Consider the following 18,830-nt stretch of genomic DNA (forward strand, 5'->3'; position numbering starts at 1 on the left):
TGGAGAAAAAATGCAAGAAAAATTTGAACAATCAGTAAAAAATATGTTAGAAATTATCGGGGAAAATCCGCAAAGAGAAGGACTTTTAAAAACCCCTACAAGAGTTTTTAAAGCTTTTGAATTTTTAAATAGTGGTTATAAACAAGATCCAAAACAAATACTAAATGATGCCTTATTTGAAAGCTCAAACAACGAAATGGTTTTAGTAAGAGATATAGAATTTTATAGTCTTTGCGAGCATCATCTTTTACCTTTTTTTGGGCGCGTACATGTTGCGTATATACCGGATAAAAAAGTCGTAGGTCTTAGTAAAATTCCACGCCTTGTGGAAGTTTTTGCAAGACGCTTGCAAATTCAAGAACAACTCACAGAACAAATCGCAGAATCTTTAATGGAACATGTAGGTGCAAAAGGTGTTGGAGTAGTTATTGAAGCAAGACACATGTGTGTTGAAATGCGTGGGGTGCAAAAAGCAAATTCTACTACTAGCACTTCAGCACTAAGAGGTAGCTTTTTAAAAAGTGAAAAAACAAGAAAAGAATTTTTCACTTTAATTAACTCGGCAAAACAGGTTAGATTTTAATGGGTTTAGAAAAACTTCGTAGTAAAATTGCTTCACAAAATCTTGCTAGTGTTTTTGGTCAGATTACTAAAATTTCAAGTACTAGTATAGAAATAAATGGCTTAAAAACTAGCATAGGTGATATCATTAAAATAGTTTCTAGTGAAGATGAGAGTAAAGAAGCTATGGCTATGGTGGTAGAAGTAGATGAAAATTTAAGCTATTTGAGTCCTTTTGGTTTTGTGGAAGGTTTTAAAATAGGCGATCGTGCTTTTATTAACGATGCAGGTATGCAAATAGGAGTTAGTGATGAACTTTTAGGAAGAGTAGTCGATCCTTTTATGCGACCAAAAGATGGTAAAGGACCTATTGAGGCAAGTAAATTTATGCCTATTATGCGAGCACCTATTGATGCAATGAAGCGAGGTTTGATAGAAGAAGTTTTTCCAGTAGGTGTTAAAACAATAGATGCACTTTTAACTTGCGGGGTAGGACAAAAGCTTGGGATTTTTGCAGGAAGTGGGGTTGGTAAATCAACTCTTATGGGTATGATAGTGAAAAATTCCAAAGCTCCTATTAAAGTTATAGCTTTAATAGGAGAGCGCGGTAGAGAAATTCCTGAATTTATACAAAAAAATCTTGGTGGTAAACTTGATGATACTGTCATCATCGTTGCAACAAGTGATGATAGCGCGCTGATGAGAAAATACGGAGCATTTTGTGCTATGAGTGTGGCTGAATATTTTAAAGAACAAGGTAAAGATGTGTTATTTATCATGGATAGCGTAACGCGTTTTGCTATGGCTCAAAGAGAAATAGGTCTTGCCCTAGGTGAACCACCTACAACAAAAGGTTATCCGCCAAGCGTTTTAAGTCTTTTACCTCAGCTTATGGAAAGAACAGGAAAGGAAGAAGGTAAAGGCACCATAACAGCTTTTTTTACCGTGTTGGTTGATGGGGATGATATGAGTGATCCAATAGCTGATCAAAGCAGATCTATCCTAGATGGGCATATAGTGCTTAGTCGCGAACTCACTGACTTTGGAATTTATCCACCTATAAATATACAAAATTCAGCCTCAAGGGTTATGGGGGATATTATCAGTGATGAACATAAGCTAGCTGCTAGAAAATTTAAGCGTTTAAATTCTTTGCTTAAAGAAAATGAAGTGCTATTGCGTATTGGTGCTTATCAAAAAGGCACCGATAAAGAACTCGATCAAGCTATTGCTAAAAAAGATTTTATGCAGCAATTTTTAAGTCAAAATCCTGAAGAAAGTTTTGAATTTGAAGATACGATTAATATGCTTAAGATGATTGATACATAATAGTTGGAATATTTTTTGCTTTTTTTTGATAAAAAAGTCATGAAAAAAGGATAGATCATGTCAAATATAGCATTTTTAGATCATCAACAAAGCTTAGGTTTAAAATATACCGATATTTGTCAAAATATTTTTGAAAGAGAAATTTTTACACATATGTTTTTAGAATGCATAAGTTTTGTTTTACTAGAAGATAAAGCAAAATTAAAATATTTAAAAATTATCGCTTCAAAAGAAGATTTTATAATCGAATTTAAAATCAATAATCAAAAAAAATCTTTTATTATTAATAATAAAAAAGTTCTAAATGAAGAATTCAGTGCAAAAAGAATGACTCAAGATGAATATGAAAGAGAAGTGGCGAGAATTTATCAAATCGAAAGATATTTAAAAGCCCAAAATAATCTTCAAAATTTTTCTAATGAAATTAGCACTACAATGAAAAATCTTTTTAAAGATATGGATGAATTTAAAAATTATATCGATATGCTTGAAGCAAAAGAAAACACCCACAATCATTACTTATCAAAAATTTATAATATAGCTTAATATTTACCAAACTTTGCCGATAATACCTTTGATCCAAACAAAAGGAGTATGTTATGGGCGAAGTTACAAACAATCAAGCAAACTTAATGCTTAACATTGCAACTACTATGATGAAAAAAACCATAGAAGTTAATGAAAATGCAGTAATGCAAGTACTTGAAGGCGTAAATGCAAACCCTGCTCCAACTACTACTCCTACTGCTAGTTCAGGATTACTTGACATTTACGCTTAAAATTTTTCTCTTCAATTCAAAAATTTTGGCATAGCTTTTGCTTTTTAAAAGTTAAGCAATATTTTTGAAGAGAAGAGTTATGTTTGTAAATTCTAATGTTAATCCGTATCAGAATTTTGCAAATTATCCTTTTGCAAAAACTGGACACATAGAAGAAAAAAAAGAAAATACTAATATTAAAAGTGATTTACTTGATATCAATGGTTCTAATTTAGACTATAAAATTACTTATGCAAGTGAATTTGGTTTTAGAATCAATGAGCAAGGTTTTTTTGAAAAAGATCTTAATAAAGCAGCTGCTTTGCCTCTTGATTATGATATTAATATAAAAAGTATAAGAGAAATTTCAAAACAACTTATAAAGCTTGATGAGAATTTAAATTATAACAAAATAGATTTACCAAGACTTTTAAACACTTATCACAACACATTAAAAACTATAAATCCACAGTTTCAAAACAATGACAATGATTTTTTAAGTAAAGCTCAAATTTCAGAGTTAAATCAAGGTTATAGTTATACTTATGAGGGTAAAATTTTAAAAGTTTATGAAAATGCTAAAAATTTACAAAATGCAAAAGATTCAAATAAAAATTTAAACACCTTAATGCTTGATAATAAAATAGGTGATTTTGCGTTTAACGCAAGCATAGAAAATACAGCTAGTAATCCTGTTATCAAACCTTATTTAAATAAACAAGGGGAGGTTTCTAAAAGTGGATTGCTGCTCAATTATATTTATCATGATTTAAAAGAACAAAATCAAAATAAAGCTAATTTTTTTCTATCGCCTATTGAGTTGGATATGTCCTCTAGTGTAAATTTTCAAAAACTCATGAGAGGTCAAATGAGTATGCAAGATTATATTAATGAAAACAACAAAGAAAAAATGAGTTTTGATTTATATTTATATATCAATGGAGTAGATAAAAACAACACTTCAGAAGATAAGCTTTCAGTTTTCTTTCAACAATATATTAACTATCAACATAGCATTAACATGAAAGAATTTGCCAATTCAAGTTCTATTTATAGTCTTTATAGCGAGCAAGTTAGTAAAGAAATTGAAGTTTTAAAAGAAGAATTCAATCAAAACAATCCTAATATTGATCTTGAAAAAATCAATACTCAAAAAGAACTTTTAGATACTCAATTTTTAGAAAATAGAAAAAAACAAGCTAGTATTAACAAAATTTTACATTCTTATTTAAATGCTATGGCTTAACTTGTGCTAAAATAATAATGTAAATTATTACACAAGTTAAAAACTTACTTGATTTAATATTAAATTTAATATTTTAGTGTATATTAACAAAAAAGATAAAAATTATCCTAATTAAAGGAGTATAATTTGAAAGTATATTTAGATAACAACGCAACAACACAACTTGCACCAGAAGCTTACGAGCTTATGAAGCCTTTTTTAAAAGAGCATTTTGGAAACCCAAATAGCCTTCATCAATGGGGTAGTGCAACCCATCCTGCCTTAAAAGAAGCTATGGATAAACTTTATATAGGTGTAGGAGCAAGTGATTTAGATGATATTATTATCACTTCCTGTGCTACAGAAAGTATCAATTGGGTGTTAAAAGGTGTGTATTTTGATAAAATTTTAAATAACGATAGAAATGAAGTAATTATTTCTAGCGTGGAACATCCCGCAGTAGCTGCTAGTGCTATGTTTTTAAAATCTTTAGGGGTAAAAGTTATAGAACTTGGTGTTGATCATGAGGGTGTTTCTAGCGTAAAAGATTTAAAAGAAGTTATTTCAGATAAAACTGCCCTAGTGAGTATTATGTGGGCAAATAATGAAACTGGTATGATTTTTCCTATAGAAGAAATGGCTCAAATTACTCATGAATACGGAGCGTTATTCCATACTGATGCAACCCAAGCTGTTGGGAAAATCAAAGTTAATTTTGCAAAAGCTGGAGTTGATTTTGCTTCATTTTCTGCACATAAATTCCATGGTCCAAAAGGAGTTGGTGGGCTTTATATTAAACAAGATATAGAACTAACTCCACTTTTACATGGTGGTGAGCATATGGGTGGCAGAAGAAGTGGAACTTTAAATGTGCCATATATTATAGCAATGGCAGAAGCTTTAAGAATTGCAAATACTATGCTTGACTTTGAAAATTCACACATTAGAAGATTAAGAGATAAATTAGAAGATTTAATTTTAGCTATGCCTGATACAAGTGTAGTTGGAAATAGATCAAGAAGGGTTCCTAATACCATCTTAGCAAGTATTAAAGGTGTAGAAGGCGAAGCTATGCTTTGGGATTTAAACAAAAATGGTATAGCAGCAAGCACTGGTTCAGCCTGTGCTAGCGAAGCACTTGAGAGCAATCCTATCATGGAAGCAATTGGTGCTGAAAATGATTTAGCTCATACTGCTCTAAGACTTTCTTTATCAAGATTTAACACAGAAGATGAAATTGATTATGCAGCAGAGCAAATAAAAAAAGCAACGCAAAGACTTAGAGCAATCTCAAGTACTTATGCATATAAGCCTGAAAATATTTAAAGGATAAAAAATGGCAAAGAATAATTTAATTGGCGGATCAATTTGGGATGAGTATTCTCAAAAAGTACAAGATAGAATGAATAACCCTCAACATATGGGCGAATTTACACAAGAAGATGCACAAAAAGCAAATGCAAAACTTATTATTGCAGATTTTGGAGCTGAAAGCTGTGGTGATGCAGTTAGACTTTATTGGCTAGTGGATGAAAAAACAGATAAAATCATTGATGCTAAATTTAAAAGCTTTGGCTGTGGAACAGCAATAGCAAGTAGTGATACTATGGTTGATCTTTGCATAGGTAAAACCGTGGATGAAGCTGTTAAAATTACAAATTTAGATGTTGAATTTGCTATGAGAGATAATCCGCAAACTCCTGCGGTTCCACCTCAAAAAATGCATTGTTCGGTTATGGCTTATGATGTTATCAAACAAGCAGCAGCACATTATAAAGGAGTCAATCCTGAAGACTTTGAAGATCAAATTATAGTTTGTGAATGTGCTAGGGTAAGCCTTGGAACTATCAAAGAGGTAATTAAACTAAATGATTTACATACAGTAGAAGAAATCACACAATTTACAAAAGCAGGAGCTTTTTGTAAATCTTGTGTTAAACCTGGAGGACATGAGAAAAAAGATTATTACCTTGTAGATATTTTAGCTGAAACTAGAGCTGAAATGGAAAGAGAGAGATTAAAAGATCAAAGTAAAGCAGATATTGCTTTTGATGATATGACCATGGTTAAACAATTAAAAGCAGTAGAGGCTGTTTTAGATAGCGATGTGCGTCCGATGCTACACGGAGATGGTGGGGATTTGGAAGTAATTGATATACAAAAAAGTGAAAGTAAAAATATAGATGTATATATACGCTATCTTGGAGCTTGCAGTGGTTGCTCAAGCGGAAGTGGCGCAACTTTATATGCCATAGAAAATATCTTACAAGAAGAACTTAGTCCAAATATACGCGTTATACCTGTTTAAGCAGTTTTTCTGCTTAAACTTTTAAATTTCAAGCCTTTTTATGTTAAAATAACGCATTAATTAAAAATTTAAAAAGGCTATTTATATGCAAAGACTTCAAACCTTTGTTAAAAGCGAAACTTTTCCGGGTGTTTTGCTAATATTTTTCACTTTACTTGCATTAATTTTACAAAACAGCTCTTTAACAGATCAATACACCAACTTTTTAAATATTCCTTTTGGGTTTCAAGCAGGAAGTTTAGAAATTTTCAAACCTTTGCTTTTATGGATTAATGATGGACTTATTGCGATTTTTTTCTTTGCCATAGGGCTTGAATTAAAGTATGAAGTAACAAGAGGACAGCTAAATAGTATAAAAGCTATGTCTTTACCTGTATTTGCTGCACTTGGTGGTATGATAGTACCTGCATTGATTTTTGCATTTTTTAATTATAAAGATGCTTTTGCTTTGCAAGGTTGGGCTATACCAACAGCAACTGATGTGGCTTTTGCAGTAGGAATTTTAATGCTTTTAGGTAAAAAAGTACCTACTTCATTAAAATTATTCTTGCTTTCCTTGGCTATTTTTGATGATTTGGGTGCGATTATTGTGATTGCTTTATTTTACACAAGCGAGCTTTCAGTATTTGCTATGATCGCTGCTTTGGTATGTATATTAGCACTTTATTTATTAAATCATTTTCATGTTACTAAAAAATCCTTTTATATCATTATAGCTATAGTATTTTGGATAAGCATGCTAAAAAGTGGAGTGCATGCAACTTTAGCGGGTGTGATTACTGCTTTGTTTATACCACTTGAAACAAAAAATGGAAAATCTTTTTTAAAAGAAATCGAACATGATTTAGCACCTTGGGTAAGTTATTTTATTTTACCTATTTTTGCCTTTGCAAATGCAGGTGTTGATTTAAAAGATATGGATCCAAGCTTTATGTTTTCTTCGGTTAGCTTAGGTATTATTTTAGGTTTATTTTTAGGAAAACAAATAGGTGTCTTTTTATTTTCATATATTAGTATAAAACTAGGCTTAGCAAAACTTCCACAAAATGTTAATTTCAAACAACTCTATGGAGTTTGCATACTCACAGGTATAGGTTTTACCATGAGCTTTTTTATAGATGGCTTAGCTTATCAAAATAGTGATATTTTTGCATATTCAGATAAGCTTGCTATTTTAATAGCCTCTTTGTTAAGCGCTGTGATTGGCTATGTTTATTTAAAACTCATTTATAGTTTCAAAAAATGAAATTTAAAAACCTCCAAAGCTTTTTATCTCTTGAAATTTTAGGAGGATTGTTGCTTTTAATAGCAACAATCTTTGCTTTATTACTCAAAAATAGCCCTTATGGACAACACTATATGAATTTTTTAAGTGTAGAAATGGGTATAAAAATAGGAGCTTGGGAGCTTTTTAAACCTTCTTTGTTATGGATTAATGATGGACTGATTGCAATTTTTTTCTTTGCAATAGGACTTGAATTAAAAAAAGAATTTGTTCAAGGAGAATTTAAAACTCTTAGCAATATTACTCTACCCTTAATAGCTGCTATAGGTGGTATAGTAGTACCTGCTTTGATATTTTGCGCTATTAATTTTAATGATACTTATGTTTTAAAAGGTTGGGCTATACCAACAGCAACTGACACTGCATTTGCTCTAGTTATACTTGCAATGCTAAAACAACGCATACCAAGCTCTTTAAAAATATTTTTAGTTTCTTTGGCGATTTTTGATGATGTAGGAGCTATTTTAATCATTGCTATTTTTTATACAGGTGAGCTTTCAACTTTGGCTTTTTTTGTTGCCTTTTGCTGCATTGTTGGCTTGTTTTTACTTAATCGCTTAGGTAATGAAAGAAAATCATTTTATTATATACTTGGTGCTCTGCTTTGGCTTAGTGTATTAAAAAGTGGAGTACATGCGACTTTAGCAGGTATTATTACTGCTTTATTCATTCCTGTATATACAAAAAACAATCATGCTTTATTAGAAGAAATTGAGCATGGTTTAAAATTTTGGATAGCTTTTATAATATTGCCACTTTTTGCTTTTGCAAACGCAGGAGTTGATCTTTCTAAAATAGAATTTCATATGCTTTTTAGTGGTGTAAGCATGGGTATATTTTTGGGACTTTTTGTTGGAAAACAACTAGGTGTATTTGGCTTTGCCTATATGGCGATTAAATTCAAACTTGCAAAACTACCAAAAGATGCAAATTTTAAACAACTCTATGGAGTTTGCATACTCACAGGTATAGGTTTTACCATGAGCTTTTTTATAGATGCTCTTGCTTATGAAGTGAGTGATATATTTAATTTTGTAGATAACTTTGCAATCTTACTAGCCTCATTAGCTTCTGGTGTATTTGGCTATTTTTACCTGCGTTTTATTAAATAATTAAGCTTTTTTTAAATTAAATAAGATATAATTTCATTTCTTATTTAATGTTTTGGCCCATTCGTCTAGCGGTTAGGACATCGCCCTTTCACGGCGGTAACACGAGTTCGAGTCTCGTATGGGTCACCACTCTTTTAACTCCTAAATAAAAATAGCATAAACAATAGTTTCAATATTTAAGCTTAATATAAATTTAATATATCAAATAAATATTCTAAAATAAAATATAAATAAATATTGCTTACTAGCAAAGCTCGCAGGGATTTTATAAAAACATTGTAAATAACAAAACTTGCATTTTAAAATCTAAAAAATAAAATTAGCTTTCTTTATTTTCTCCATCTTTAAAAGAAAATATAGGCAAACTTAAACCATAATGTATCGCTAAAAGTCTTGCTATAGTTCCTACAATCAATGAAGCAAGAATTACCCATAATTCATCTATGCCTAAAATATGCAATATATAATACAAAGCTCCTGTTAATATGGCCACACCTGCATAAATTTCTTTTTGAAATACAAGTGGTATCCTAGCACATAATATATCTCTTAATATCCCGCCAAATACACCTGTAATCACAGCTGAACTCACAGCCACTATAAAACCATACCCCATTTCTATTGCAATTTGTGCCCCTAAAACACTAAAAACAACCAAACCTATAGCATCTAAAATTAAAAAAAGTTTTTCAAGTCTTATAACATATTTAGCAATTTTTGTTGTAATCATAGCCGCAACACAAATCAAAATGACATATTCAGGAGTTTTAATCCAAGTTAATGGATGATGATCAAGTAAAATATCTCTGATAGAACCTCCACCAATAGCTGTTACCAAAGCTATAAATATCACTCCAAAAAGATCCATTTTGTGCCGTCCTGCAGCAATAGCCCCCGTCATTGCATCAACAGTAATTCCGATAATATAAAGTATAGTTAAAAGCATAATGAGTTAAAACCCTTGTTAAACAAGGGTTAATTTTTACTCACGATATTAATGATATTTTGAGCTACTTTTTTAGCAATAGGCTCAACAAATTCAGCAGGAGAAGTAAATCCTACGCAAGAGCAGTTAATCTCACCTAAAACATACTTATCTTTACCATTTTCATCTGTATCTAAGATAAAATCGGCAGTCCAAATTAAAGGAATATCGTAATTTCCAAGCTTTGAACGAATTTCTGGTAAGGTTGCTAAAAACCAATCTATCAATTCTTGCCAATCTTTTGGCTCATCATATCTATATTTTGCACCTGAAAAGAGTGTAGCAGAGAATGCATCAGCACCTTCTGCAGGCTTTTTATGCACTACATAAATTGGAGTATGATAAAGCATTAAAATTCTAATTTCACCTTCTTTAATACGCGGTAAAAAAGTCATATCTACAAGCATACCATTATCACCCACAATGTATTGCTCACAAAAATCCATAAATTCACCAAGCTCTCTTTCTTCTGTATGATTGTCTTTTGCTTCTGTGCATTTGATTTTTGCATTTAATGGCACACTTGTAGTCCCTGCTGGCAGTTCATCTATTAATCTCACACGCCAAATTCCCTCACCTGTTGAACCACGATTTTGCTTCAAAACCCTCTCGCCTTTTGCTAAGGTTTTTACAAAACTTTCTTTAAAAGTTTTAATATCATAATACGCATAAGTATCTTCAGGCACTAAAGCTGTTTTATTAAGCTTAGTAAGTGCATCTTTAGCGCCATATCCTATCATCGCATCAGGATGAGGCATACCTATAACACCATTTGCACAAAGTTTTCTTAACATATCAAAGTATTCATTTTCTTCTTTTAAATTTCCTGGGTTAATTCTAGAAACATAAGCATCAGCATTGTTTTTTACATATTCATAAATTTCGTCTTTTTTTTCAACTTCAAAAAAGATAACCTCAGCGTTCCAACCTTGCTCTTTTAAAGCATTTACCATAGGCATGGTGTCTTTTCTATGGCCATCTTCACCTTTATCGCTACCACCTCTAACTTCAAAAAATACGATATTTTTTTTCATATTGCTCCCTTTTTAAAGATATTTTATCATCATATCAAAATAAGTATTAAATTTTTATTTATTTTTTCCATAAATACATTGTAAATTTTGCAAATTTGAACTTGCATTTAAAAGTAAAGCATCGGCCATGCATATAGCTATCATAGCATTTACTACAACACTGCCTCTTATACCCACACAAGGATCGTGTCTACCTTGTAACTCGTGTATAATATTTTCTCCTTGAATATTTTGTGTTTGTTGGGGTAAAAATATAGAAGGAGTTGGTTTAAAATATGTTTTTATATCGATAAAATTTCCATTAGAAATTCCACCCAATATACCTCCGCTATGATTGCTTAAAAACACCCCATCTTTTAGCTCATCATTATTTTGACTTCCATACATATAGCTACTTTGAATACCGCTTCCTATTTCTATAGCTTTAACCGCATTGACTCCCATAATTGCATGAGCAAGTTTAGAATCAAGCTTATCATACAAAGGCTCACCTAAGCCTTTAATAGGGTTTTTCACTCTAGTAAAAACTCTAGCGCCTATGCTGTTTTTAGCTTTTTTAGCTTTTAAAATTTCATCTTTAAAACTTTGCTCTAAATTTTTATCTAAAGCATAAATTTCACTATTTTTAGCATAATTAAAATCGAACTCATCATTACTAAGTTTGCTATCAATACTTCCTACCCCAAAAACTCCACTCATTATTTCTATATCAAACTCTTTTAAAAGCATACAAGCTAACGCCCCTGCTGCCACTCTTGCTACACTTTCTCTAGCGCTAGCTCTTCCACCACCTCTATAATCTCTAATGCCGTATTTGTGATAATAAGTAAAATCAGCATGTGCAGGACGAAACACATCTTTTTCATAATCTTTTGAGCGTGTATTTTCATTATACACCAATACACTTATAGGAGTTCCTGTTGTATAACCCTCAAAAACCCCACTTAAAACTTGAGCTTTATCTTCTTCTTTTCTAGGAGTGCTAAATTTATTTTGACCTGGTTTTCTTTTATCTAACATTTCTTGCAAAAAATCAAAGTCAAACTTCACCCCTGCTGGCATACCATCTATCACACAACCTATAACTTGACCATGAGATTCGCCAAAACTTGTAAATTTAAATCTTTTTCCAAAGCTATTCATAGTTTTCCTAATTTTTCAAGTGCTATTTTGGCACATTGTTGTTGGGCTTCTTTTTTACTACCTGCTATAGATCTTGCTACTTCTATACCTTGAATTTTTACTGCAATTTCAAATTGCTTTTTATGATCAGGTCCAAAAGCTTTCATCACTACATACTCGGGTGTGCCTGCCATATTTGCTTGTGTAATTTCTTGAAGTCTTGTTTTATAGTCTTTAAATAAACTTTGTGTATCAATATGCGGATAAACTTCATTGAGTAAATTTAATGCTATGTTTTTAGTTTTTTCAAAACCTATTTCTAAATACAAAGCTCCCATTAAAGCTTCAAAGGCATCAGAAAGTATAGAAGGTTTATTGCGTCCATCATTATTTTCTTCTGCAATAGACATAAAAATACATGTTCCAAGATCAAGTTTTTGTGCTAAGGTTGCAAAAGATTTTTCATTTACCAAAGCTGCCCTAAGCTTAGAAAGGTTTCCTTCTGAGTCTTTTTGGAATTTAAAAAACAAAAACTCCCCTACTACTAAATCCATTACAGCATCACCCAAAAACTCTAATCTTTCATTATTATAAGGCTTTTTATAGCTTTTATGTGTCAAAGCTTCGATGAGCAATTGCTCATTTTTAAAATGATAACTTAATCTTTCTTGGAGTTTTTTAAGCATTTATCAACCTTTCTTCTTGGAGTTTCAAAGCTGCATTTCTTGCTAGTTCATCACAACGCTCATTTAATTCATGGCCATTATGTGCTTTGATCCAAAAAGCAGTTATTTTATGATCTTTAGCAACATTTAAATACTCTTTCCAAAGATCAATATTTTTTTTACCTTTAAAATCTTTTTTTATCCAACCTTCAAGCCATTCATTAATACTTTGCACCATTAAATTTGAATCTGTGTATAATTTTACCTCGCATGGCTCTTTTAAAGCTTTCAAAGCTTGTATAATGGCCATTAACTCCATACGATTATTTGTTGTATTCTCACATGCCCCACTTTGTTCTTTTTGATGATTTTTATAAGTTAAAACATAAGCCCACCCTCCAAAACCAGGGTTATTTAAACACGAGCCGTCTGTATAAATTTCAATATTTTTCAAGCTTTTACCTCATAATAAATCTCACATTTTCCAAATTCATAACAAAATGGACAATGATAAAAAAACAAAGGACTTTGATTTTTGCAATTATTACACACATAAGTAAAGCTAAGATTAGCACTTAGCTTATTATCATTTAAAATTTTTAAAATTTTTAGTTTATGATTTTTAATAGAAATAGCTTTGGTACTTAAATTTTTTGCATAAAAAAACTCATGGTATTTTTCATCTTCAAGATTAAGTGGGCTTTTACATTCATTAAGTAAATCAATGACATTTTCAAATTGAGGCATTTGAGTAAGCTTATCTTTATAATGCAAAAAACAAAATCTTAAAACATACTCATTATCTTTGCTAAAAATTAAAATTTCTTTAATCTTTTGCTTTTGCTCTTTAGAACTTGCTTGAATTTTTAAAGCCTTTATCAAAGCTTTTTCTGCATATATATTTTCTCCAAGCTCAAATAAACATTCTAAAACATCTAAAACCTTATCATAATCTTTAAGTTTTAAATACACAATTTTTAAAAGTTTTAAGCTTTCTTTATTGCGTGCTTTGATTTTTAAAGCATTTAACAAAGCTTCTACACTACGCTCTAAAAATCCTGCTTTTAGATAAACTTGTGCTAATGAAAAAAAGATAAATTCTTTCTGGTTAGCCTCATTTGTCTTTTGCAAAGCTATGAGATAAATTCCCACAGCTTTTTCAAATTCACCACTTTTGGTAAAAATTTGAGCTAGGAAATTTAAATTTTCTATACTTAAATTGGCATTTTTTAAAATCTGCTGATGGGTAGAATTGATTTCAAATTTTTTTACAAAACGATCAAGCTTGCTTTTTTGATCTTTGCTTGCAAAAAACCGCCATATATAATGTGAGCTAGCAACGATAAAAATCAAAGCCGTCAAAACAATAAGACCGAATAAAGGATCGCGGTATTCTACAAAGAAAAAATCCATAATCTTGCAACTTAACTTTCAAATTTATAACAATTATAGCTAAATGCTTATATAATTTTCTTTAAGGTTTAAATATGATAGAACAAGCAAGTATAGAACAACTTTTACAAAAAACAGATATTGTTGATATTATAGCTCATTATGTTGAAGTAAAAAAACAAGGTTCAGGCTATGTATGCGTTTGTCCTTTCCATGATGATAAAAATCCTAGCATGCATATTAATTCTATTAAAGGATTTTATCATTGTTTTGCATGTAAAGCTGGGGGCAATGTTTTTAAATTTGTAATGGATTATGAGAAATTAAATTTTATTGAAGCGGTAGAAAAGGTTGCTTCGTGGAGTAATTTTTCACTTACTTACACCTCACAAAAACAAGACAATAAAAAATCTATCACTCACATCTTACCTACTCTTAATGCTTTTTATAAGCAAAACTTAGCTAAAAACAAAGAAGCTTTAACTTATCTTTATAAAAGAGGTTTAAATGATGAGGATATTAGAACCTTTGAGCTAGGCTTTGCACCAAGTTCTAATGAAACACTAAGACTTTTACAAAATGAGCAAATCACTCAAGAAGAAGCCTTAGAGGTTGGCGCAATAAAACAAAATGAAAATGGTGCTTATGCAAGTTTTATCAACCGCATTACTTTTAGTATTTATGATCATAAAAATTTACTCATAGGCTTTGGTGGTAGAACTTTAGATGAAGCAAATATGGCAAAATATGTTAATTCACCTCAAAGCAAACTTTTTGATAAATCACGCGTTTTTTATGCACTCAATTTAGCAAAAGATACCATTTACAAACAAAAAGAAATGATAATTTGTGAAGGTTATATGGACGCCATAGCCTTTCATAAGGCAGGATTTAAAAATGCTGTAGCAGTTTTAGGAACAGCTTTAGGTGAAAATCACATACCTTTGATAAAAAGATTAGAGGCGAGAGTGATTTTGTGCTTTGATAATGATAATGCAGGACTTAATGCTGCCGTGCGTTCAGCACATTTACTAAGTTTAGCAAAAATTGATGGAAAAGTAGTTTTAATAGAAGGCGGGAAAGATCCGGCTGAACTAGTGGCCGCTCATCAAGAAAAATTGCTTTTTAATATTTTAGAAAAAGGTATAGAACTTGGAGAATTTTATATAAGAAATTTGATCACAAATTTTGATTTAAGCTCAGCACTTAGTAAGCAAAAGGCTTTAGAAGAGGTACAAAAATACACTTTTAACCTTGAACCTTTAATAGCAAATTCCTACACTACCTTAGTAGCAAATCTTTTGGGTGTAAATGTTAATGATATAAAACTTTCTAAAAATACTAGACAAAATATAAATTTTTTTACTCCTACAAAACAAAATAAAATCAACAACATAAGCGAGTTGGAGCTTTTGAAATTTTTATATGAAAATCAAAAAGCCATAGGACTTTTTAAACTTTTAAGTGCAAAAGAATATTTCTTACATCAAGATATTGCTAAGGCTATTTTAGAACAAAAAGACTTTAATGATCCTAGCATAAGAGAACTTTATGAGATCGAAAATATTAAAATTTTAAACAATTTAGAAGAATTTTTATATGCTATTTGCAAAATTAATTTTGCTCATTTTAACAAATTAAAAAACTTAAATTTAAAACAAGCCTTTAAAAAGCAAATTTATAATTTGCTCAATCAAAATTTAGAAAAAATCAAAAAAAACTATCAAAATGATGAAAATTTTTTTAATCATTTAATGGAAGTTTTAAAAAATGTCCAATTTTTAGATGATGAGGGAAGTTTAGAATTATTTTTAAGTAGATTACAAAAAAATATAAAAGATAAAAAAGCAATTCATTATAACTTTGAAGAAGAAGTTTTTTAAATAAAAACTTACATAAAAATTAAAAAATATTCACTACAATATGCCAAAAATTTCGAAAGGAAAAAATGAAAGCATTAGCACTTTTTAGTGGTGGTCTTGATTCTATGCTTGCTATAAAACTTATAAGCTCTCAAGGCATAGAGGTAAAAGCTTTAAATATCAATATAGGCTTTGGTAGCACAAGCGATAAAAGCGAACTCATGGCAAAACGCGCTGCTATGGCAGGGGCTAGTTTTGAAATGATAGATGTAAGAAATGCATATTTGCAAGAAGTTTTATTTAATCCTCAATATGGTTATGGAAAACATTTTAACCCTTGTATAGATTGTCATGCTTTTATGTTTAAAACCGCTCTTTCTATGTTAAAAGATGAAAACGCAAGTTTTATCATCACAGGAGAAGTAGTTGGTCAACGCCCTATGAGTCAAAGAAATGATGCTATGGCTAAGGTTAAAAAACTAGCACTTGATGAAGAAGATTTAATCTTGCGTCCAATGTGTGCTAAAAATTTACCTTTAACCAAACCTGAGCGTGAAGGTTGGGTTGATAGAGAAAAGTTAGAAAACATCAGCGGAAGAAGTAGAAAAAGACAACTTGAACTAGCTGCCAAATTTGGTTTTGAAGATTTTGAAAGTCCGGGTGGTGGATGTTTACTCACACTTGAGAGTTTTTCAAATAAAATCAAAGATTTTATTAAATTTGATAAAAATATGCAAGTTAATGATGCACAACTTTTAAAATATGGACGCCACTTAAGACTTCCAAATGGCTCTAAAATGATAGTAGGTAGAAATGAGCTAGAAAATCAATTTTTAAAAGAATTAAAAACTCAAAAATATGAAGAATTAAAACTCTTTGATTTAATCGGTGCTTATTCTTTGGTAGATGAAAATATCAATCCACAAGATCTTGAACTTGCTCTAAGCATAGCACTAACTTATGCTAAAACTCAAAATAATACAAAATACAAAATAGGTTTTAAAGATAAAATTTTCCAAAGTATGGCTTTTGAAGATAAAAATAAAATTCAAGAGTATTTTATAAATTAAACTACCCTTAAAAAGGGTAGTTTTTTTAGAATTTCTTTCTTCTAACTTCTGCTACAATATCAGCCGACATAGAATCAACTTCATTTGCTACAGAATTAGTTGCATGTGCAATTTGTGAGTTTTCTTTAGTTAAACCATCTATTACTGAAACAGATTGATTAATTTGTGAAATTCCTAAAGCTTGCTCTTTAATACTCTCACCCATTTCATTAATAGATTGAACTAAGATATTAGTATTAGCTTCAATCTCACCTAAAGACTTTTGAGTTCTTTCTGCTAAGTTTCTAACTTCATCAGCAACAACAGCAAAGCCACGACCATGTTCTCCTGCACGAGCTGCTTCAATAGCAGCATTTAATGCAAGTAGGTTAATTTGATCAGCAATATCTCTAATAACATCAGTTACATCTTTAATATCGCTACTTTGTTTAATAACCTCTTCAGTTCTTGCTGCTACTGCGTTCATAGAAGCACTCATTTCTTCAACAGCAGCTGCGCTTTCTTGTAAAGAATCAGCTTGTTTTTGTGCGCCATCATTAAGCTTTAAAACACTCTCTTTTAAAGCATCAGCTTTAGTTTGAAGCATTTCCCCTTGTTTTAATGAAGCTTGAAGCATTTTTCTTATTTCTTCTCCGACTGCATTAAGCGATTTTTCTATCTCACCATCAGCATACTCAAGCTTATCTGAAAAATCAAGATTTTTAAAACTTTTAAAAACTCTTTCTATTTCATTTAAATCTTTACCAATTTTCATTTGCATATCATCAAGCATTTTATTTAATACTTCTTTTAATTCCACAAGTTTTGGATTAACAGGATTTGCTTTTATTCTTTGAGTAAAATGTCCTTTTTCTATATCACAAGATACTTCTAAGATATTTTGCACAGTTATGTCATCTTTTTCTAAACAAGTATGTATATATTGAACATTATCATTAATCATTAATGCCATTTTTCCAAGTTCATCATTATATCTAGGAATTAAAACCTCAACGGTTGGAAGCTCATGATTTAAGTATCTAAAAAATTTCATTAAATGATCTTGAAGTCTTTGCACTCTTATAGAAACTATTCTTTTTACTGAAGTACCAATCACAACTACTATAACAATTATCGCTATAATAGAATTAATCAAAATAATATTTCTTAAATCCACAATAGAAGCATATACAGATTCATTTGGGACAATAGCCAACATAGCCCAATAAATTCCTGTATTTGGCCATATTTCAAATACTCTTATAGCACCATGATATTCACTACCATCATCTGCTTTATAATCAATAGCTCCTGCATGGATAGTTTTTTGTGCTTCTATTATATGAGCTGTATTTTTATTAACCTCTGTAATCTTTTTTGTAACAAATTCAGCATTTGGATGCGTAGCTATAACACCATTACTTGCTATTAAAATCCTTCTTGCTCCTTGATAAATAGATCTTGAAGAATCATTTAAAAAATCAGCCGTAGGTTTAAGATCAAAAAGCATACCAACAACACCTATAGCCTTTCCTTTTTTATCTGCAATAGGTGCAGCTACATGAACACCTAGAAATTTATTTCCATGTATGTTATACCATCTTGGTTCTCCAAAATATAACTTACCCCCCCCCATCAAATTTTTTATAGCATTCGTTTTAGCAATCTCTTCACTTGCTACTAAAGTTTGCATACCGCCAGCATTGTTAATATCTACATCTCTCATTAACACCATAAATTCATTATTATTTGAAAAATATTTTACATCAACACCCAAATTTTTATATGCAGTTCCGTCTTTTAAATAATAATAACCATAAGCTATATCTCCATTTGCATCAATGGCTTCTCCGAGGATATTTTCTATCCTTTTTGGGTTTATAGCACCTTCTGAAATAAGATTGTTTAAAGTTCTTTGTGTACCAATAGTACTGACGAATAAAGACCTAATGCTCGCTTCAGCTTGATTTCCATAACGATGCACAGAAGCTGTGAGTGTATTTTCTATTTGTGTATTTAAAATAGCTGTGGATCTGTTTATAATCAAAAAAGATAAAATACTTAAGATTAAAACAACCGTTATAATAGCTATTGCAACTATTTTAGCACCAAGATTCCAATTACGCATTTTTTCTCCTTTAGT

Annotated in this window: 17 protein-coding genes, 1 tRNA gene and 2 pseudogenes; 12 read left to right on the forward strand and 8 right to left on the reverse strand. The window is 30.7% G+C overall.

What is annotated here, in order from left to right:
* Positions 1–10 precede the first annotated feature (10 nt).
* The 10 genes from folE (at position 11) to L8U37_RS05105 (ending at position 8,707) form a co-directional block, all read left to right on the forward strand.
* Complete coding sequence (gene folE, locus L8U37_RS05060; protein ID WP_133318995.1) at positions 11–583, forward strand: GTP cyclohydrolase I FolE; 573 nt, start codon at positions 11–13, stop codon at positions 581–583.
* On the forward strand, positions 583–1,890 hold the full coding sequence (gene fliI / locus L8U37_RS05065) for a flagellar protein export ATPase FliI (protein WP_220566469.1): 1,308 nt from the start codon (positions 583–585) through the stop codon (positions 1,888–1,890). Before folE ends, fliI begins: the two co-directional genes overlap by 1 nt.
* 57 nt (positions 1,891–1,947) lie before the next feature.
* Positions 1,948–2,436 (forward strand): hypothetical protein, encoded by a 489-nt coding sequence (locus L8U37_RS05070; RefSeq protein WP_133318996.1) that lies wholly within the window; start codon positions 1,948–1,950, stop codon positions 2,434–2,436.
* Between the two features lie 53 nt (positions 2,437–2,489).
* Entirely contained in the window at positions 2,490–2,669 is a 180-nt protein-coding gene (locus L8U37_RS05075; protein ID WP_133318997.1) for a putative motility protein, read from the forward strand.
* Between the two features lie 79 nt (positions 2,670–2,748).
* Positions 2,749–3,894: a hypothetical protein gene (locus L8U37_RS05080; protein ID WP_263728756.1), complete on the forward strand. Its 1,146-nt coding sequence runs from the start codon at positions 2,749–2,751 to the stop codon at positions 3,892–3,894.
* A gap of 126 nt (positions 3,895–4,020) precedes the next feature.
* Positions 4,021–5,199 (forward strand): NifS family cysteine desulfurase, encoded by a 1,179-nt coding sequence (locus tag L8U37_RS05085; protein ID WP_263728735.1) that lies wholly within the window; start codon positions 4,021–4,023, stop codon positions 5,197–5,199.
* Positions 5,200–5,209: 10 nt separating this feature from the next.
* Positions 5,210–6,181, forward strand: coding sequence for an iron-sulfur cluster assembly scaffold protein (locus L8U37_RS05090; RefSeq protein WP_220566466.1), 972 nt, complete (start codon positions 5,210–5,212; stop codon positions 6,179–6,181).
* Positions 6,182–6,266: 85 nt separating this feature from the next.
* Positions 6,267–7,427 (forward strand): Na+/H+ antiporter NhaA, encoded by a 1,161-nt coding sequence (gene nhaA, locus L8U37_RS05095; protein ID WP_133319000.1) that lies wholly within the window; start codon positions 6,267–6,269, stop codon positions 7,425–7,427.
* Positions 7,424–8,578, forward strand: coding sequence for a Na+/H+ antiporter NhaA (gene nhaA / locus L8U37_RS05100; protein WP_263660661.1), 1,155 nt, complete (start codon positions 7,424–7,426; stop codon positions 8,576–8,578). The genes nhaA (L8U37_RS05095) and nhaA (L8U37_RS05100) overlap by 4 nt, the downstream gene beginning before the upstream one ends.
* 54 nt (positions 8,579–8,632) lie before the next feature.
* Positions 8,633–8,707, forward strand: a tRNA-Glu gene (locus tag L8U37_RS05105).
* 190 nt (positions 8,708–8,897) lie between these two features.
* On the opposite strand, the gene L8U37_RS05110 is transcribed toward L8U37_RS05105, so the two are convergent.
* From L8U37_RS05110 to L8U37_RS05135, 6 genes are read right to left on the reverse strand one after another with little or no spacing between them, the layout of a single operon-like run.
* Complete coding sequence (locus tag L8U37_RS05110) at positions 8,898–9,524, reverse strand: trimeric intracellular cation channel family protein (RefSeq protein WP_220566464.1); 627 nt, start codon at positions 9,522–9,524, stop codon at positions 8,898–8,900.
* Between the two features lie 29 nt (positions 9,525–9,553).
* Positions 9,554–10,597: a Cj0069 family protein gene (locus L8U37_RS05115; protein WP_133319003.1), complete on the reverse strand. Its 1,044-nt coding sequence runs from the start codon at positions 10,595–10,597 to the stop codon at positions 9,554–9,556.
* A 54-nt stretch (positions 10,598–10,651) separates the two neighbouring features.
* Positions 10,652–11,740, reverse strand: coding sequence for a chorismate synthase (gene aroC, locus L8U37_RS05120; protein ID WP_263728736.1), 1,089 nt, complete (start codon positions 11,738–11,740; stop codon positions 10,652–10,654).
* Entirely contained in the window at positions 11,737–12,405 is a 669-nt protein-coding gene (gene rnc / locus L8U37_RS05125) for a ribonuclease III (protein WP_263659574.1), read from the reverse strand. The genes aroC and rnc overlap by 4 nt, the downstream gene beginning before the upstream one ends.
* Positions 12,398–12,838 (reverse strand): ribonuclease HI, encoded by a 441-nt coding sequence (gene rnhA, locus L8U37_RS05130; RefSeq protein ID WP_263660658.1) that lies wholly within the window; start codon positions 12,836–12,838, stop codon positions 12,398–12,400. The genes rnc and rnhA overlap by 8 nt, the downstream gene beginning before the upstream one ends.
* Positions 12,835–13,797 carry a hypothetical protein gene (locus L8U37_RS05135; protein WP_263665677.1) on the reverse strand — a complete coding sequence of 321 codons (963 nt, stop codon included), beginning with the start codon at positions 13,795–13,797 and terminating at the stop codon, positions 12,835–12,837. The genes rnhA and L8U37_RS05135 overlap by 4 nt, the downstream gene beginning before the upstream one ends.
* A 74-nt stretch (positions 13,798–13,871) precedes the next feature.
* Between L8U37_RS05135 and dnaG the strand changes: the two genes are divergently transcribed.
* On the forward strand, positions 13,872–15,659 hold the full coding sequence (dnaG, locus tag L8U37_RS05140) for a DNA primase (RefSeq protein WP_263728737.1): 1,788 nt from the start codon (positions 13,872–13,874) through the stop codon (positions 15,657–15,659).
* A gap of 65 nt (positions 15,660–15,724) precedes the next feature.
* A complete protein-coding gene (locus L8U37_RS05145; RefSeq protein ID WP_133319009.1) occupies positions 15,725–16,708 on the forward strand; it encodes an MnmA/TRMU family protein in 984 nt (327 codons plus the stop codon).
* A gap of 25 nt (positions 16,709–16,733) precedes the next feature.
* Here the strand turns inward: L8U37_RS05145 and L8U37_RS08220 are convergent.
* Positions 16,734–17,114, reverse strand: a pseudogene (locus L8U37_RS08220) (methyl-accepting chemotaxis protein); the annotation flags it as partial.
* Positions 17,115–18,191: 1,077 nt separating this feature from the next.
* Positions 18,192–18,815 (reverse strand): annotated as a pseudogene (locus L8U37_RS08225) (hypothetical protein); the annotation flags it as partial.
* Positions 18,816–18,830: the final 15 nt, after the last annotated feature.

Origin of the sequence: Campylobacter sp. RKI_CA19_01122, assembly GCF_025771325.1 — a bacterium.
GTDB lineage: Bacteria > Campylobacterota > Campylobacteria > Campylobacterales > Campylobacteraceae > Campylobacter_D > Campylobacter_D lari_D.